This window comes from Isoptericola sp. NPDC058082, from assembly GCF_042885055.1.
Classification (GTDB): Bacteria; Actinomycetota; Actinomycetes; order Actinomycetales; family Cellulomonadaceae; genus Isoptericola.
In genome coordinates, this window is record NZ_JBHVSQ010000016.1 from 17,642 (window position 1) to 20,304 (window position 2,663).

Consider the following 2,663-nt stretch of genomic DNA (forward strand, 5'->3'; position numbering starts at 1 on the left):
CACGCGAAGCACCACCACCACGGGCATCGCTGACGCCGTGGCGACACGGGTCGGGGGGGGGGGGGGAGGGGGGCGGAACAGGGCACCATCCCCGGCCCCCGGGGCGGTGCGGCGTCACAGGCAGACGTGCGAGCTGCCCTCCCGCACCGTGGCGCGCAGGGTGGTGCCGGGTCGCGGCGTCACCTGCAGGCGCGCGGTGCCGGTGGCGTTGACGTCGAAGCACGCGCCGTCGCGGGTGAGCGCGAAGTCGCGCACGACGACGCGCCCGCCGGTCGACCGGAACACGGTCCGCCCGTCCCGCTCCAGCACGGTGGCGCCCGGGCTCACCGTCGCGGCGTACGTGTGCCCGCTCACCCGCACGTCGTCCACGGAGTTGCGGCCCGGCAGGGCGTGCGAGCCGAAGGTGACCGACCCGGGCCGGCCCCACGCGTCCTCGGCGACGAGCTCGTGCACGGCCATCAGGGGCATGACGTTCGACCAGGTGTAGTAGCGCCACGCGCTGTCCACCGCCGAGGCGTTGATGACCTGACCGGGCTCGGGGTCGAAGTACTCGGGGAAGAAGCCGTTCTCGTCCCAGCTGTCGAGATACATGCTCGTGCTCTTCGCCGCCAGCTCGCCGGCGGCCCCGTCGAGCCCGTACCTCTTGAGGCCGTCGTAGACCGTCGCGTTCATCGGCGGCCAGACGGCGCCGCGCCACTGCTCGCAGGTGTTCTCCTCGCCCCAGCCCACGTAGTACGTGTACTCGTCGGACGTCGTCGCGGAGACGTCGCCGTTCGCGCAGTACTCCGCGTCGTCGCGGCTGATGCTCGGGATCGCGTACTCGCCCCAGAACTGCTCCGGGTCGAGCAGGTTCTCCTCCACCGTGCGCTGCGCGCGCTCCGGCGTGGCGAGGCCGCCGAACAGGGGGTAGAAGATCGTGGGCGTGACGACGTTCCCCCACGTCCCGTCGAGGTTGCGGTCGAGGTACATGCCGCGCTCGTCGTCCCAGAGGGTGTCGTTCGCGGCGCGCTTGGTCCGTGCCAGGACGGCGGCGAACCGGCGGGCGTCGTCGGGTCGGTCGAGCGCGGTGGCGAGCTCGGTCAGCGAGTCGGCCATCAGCGCGTAGTAGGAGGTCAGCGCGACGTCGGTGAGGTCGGTGTTGTCGCGCTCGTCGCCGCTGCCGCCCTCCTTGGCGACGCGGTCGCCCGCGAGGTAGAGCGGCAGGTCGTCGAGGCCGAGGTGGTTGCCGATCTTGCTCGGGTCCGCCTCGTACGGCGCCTCCAGGAGCCCGTCGTCGTTCACGTCCCACTCGGGCAGCTTGTCGAAGAACTCCACGAGCGCGGGGTACGCCTGCTCGACGAGCTCGCGGTCGCCCGTGGCGTCGTAGATCCGCTTGACGGCGTAGGCGTGCATCGGGCCCGCGTGCAGCTGGTCGTAGCGCGGCCCGCCGGAGGCGAACAGCACCCGCTCGTGCTGGCGCGCCAGGTCCGGGTCCACGGTGAGCGCGGTGATCGCGTCCCAGGCGGAGTCCCAGCCGGTGAAGATCGAGTCGTTCTCCGACCCGCCGCGGCCCCAGCCCCACACGAGGAAGCTCTGGCGCGACTGCTCGTCGTAGTTCGCGTTGAGGGCCATGGCGGTGCGCATCGCGGTCGCCGCGCGGCCCGCCGGCCCGCTCCCGCTGAGGGTGCCCTCGTCGGCCTTCGCCCGGGCCCGGGCGAGGGTGCCGAGGATGCTGCCGCGGCCGGGGCGAGCCGTCGGGGGCTCGTCCGCCACGCTCGTGGTGAACGTGATCGTCTCGCCCTCCTCGAGGTCGTACCGCAGGGCCGCCGCGGCGTCGCCCGCGGCGCTCTCCTCGCCCTGCATCGCGGCGACCAGGTCGTCCTCCGACGCGTAGGCCGCGGCGTCGTCCGGCGCCTGCGTCGGGAGCAGGGCGAAGTGGCCGAGCTCCGACGGGTCGTCGAGCCCGACCCCGGTGGCGCGGACGCCGCGCTCGGTCACCTCGTAGGAGTTGTCCTCGTCCCACGGCGCCGCGGCCTCGAGGAAGACGGTGGCGTCGGAGTCGCGTGCCGTGACCGACCCGACCAGGGTGTTCGGCGCGGTGCGGGCGAACCGCAGGACGATCGTCTGCTTGTCGCGCTGCGTCTGGTCGTAGCGCGCCTGGAGGGTCGGCAGCTGCTCGCGTGCCTGCTCCACCTGCTCGGCGGACCACTCGTCCGGGTGGTCGAGGATCTCGCGCAGCGCCCCGAGGCGGTCGGGGGTGATGGAGCGGTCGTCGCTGCTGATCTCCACCTCGTAGTACGAGCCGTCCACGGTCACCGGGCCGACGTGGGCGACGTTGTTGAGAAGGCCTTGGTTCTCCCGGACGAGCTTCCCGGCGGACGTCAGCAGGTCGACCCGGAGGGCGAACCGGCTCTCGCCCTCGCCGACGAGGAGGGCGCCGTTGTCGTCCCGCTCGACGTAGCCGGGCAGGGCGAAGGGGCGCTGGAGCCCGACGTCGGTGTCGGGCGGTCCGCCCGCGCCCGTCGCGCCCCCGGCGGGGACGGCGACGGTCGCGAGCAGCGCGGCCGCGGCGCCGAGGACGACGGGCGCGCGGCGCAGGGCTCGGGTGTTCTGGCGGTCGGTCATGGCTGCTCCTGGTCTGTGAGCGCTCACATGCGTGGACGGAAGGACGGCCGTGGCGGGGC

Annotated in this window: 1 protein-coding gene; it reads right to left on the reverse strand. The window is 73.5% G+C overall.

What is annotated here, in order from left to right:
- Nucleotides 1–114 precede the first annotated feature (114 nt).
- A complete protein-coding gene (locus ACFVS0_RS17850) occupies nt 115–2,604 on the reverse strand; it encodes an amylo-alpha-1,6-glucosidase (RefSeq protein WP_430588705.1) in 2,490 nt (829 codons plus the stop codon).
- Nucleotides 2,605–2,663 lie beyond the last annotated feature (59 nt).